The following is a 548-nucleotide window of genomic DNA, read 5'->3' on the forward strand; positions in this document are numbered from 1 at the left end:
CCGCGTCCATCACATTCCTGGGCGGCCAGCCAGGCCTGCACGGTGGCTGTGCCATGGCGTGGCAGCACCTCGGCCAGCGCACCAGCCCGCCACAGCGGGGCCACGCCTTCGGGCGGTGCCAAGTCCAGTACATAAAGCCCTGCGCCCTGGCTGCCCGCGTTGCACAGGCTGCGCGCCTGCAGCGGCCATGCGGCAAAGGCCGTGGCATCGGCAAGCGGTTCCGCCGAAGACGCAGGCAGGGCATCGCACACGGGCAGCACGGCGCCGAAATGCCCTGCCAGCGCCTGCTGCCAGGCATGCCAGGCCTGGGCGTCCTCGCCATCCATCTCGATCAGCGGAAACACGGGCTGTGCGCCCAGGCGGCGCAGTTGGTGGTCCAGTGCATGGCCAAAGCCGCAGAAGGCCGCGTACTGCCGATCGCCCAGCGCCAGCAGGCCGTATTGCAGGTGCGGCAGGGCCGAGCCCGAGGCCGCGCCCAGCAGGCGGGCAAAGCGGCGCGCGGCATCCGGCGGGTCGCCTTCGCCAAAGGTGCTGGCCACGAAACGCGG

At 71.7% G+C, this 548-nt stretch carries 1 protein-coding gene; it reads right to left on the reverse strand.

The genetic code is table 11. The features are described 5' to 3' along the window. Nucleotides 1–548 (reverse strand): flavodoxin domain-containing protein (locus L995_RS00745; protein WP_047468184.1); only part of this gene is annotated, 548 nt, incomplete at both ends.

The sequence above is a fragment of the Delftia sp. ZNC0008 genome, from assembly GCF_000799035.1.
Lineage (GTDB): Bacteria > Pseudomonadota > Gammaproteobacteria > Burkholderiales > Burkholderiaceae_C > Comamonas > Comamonas tsuruhatensis.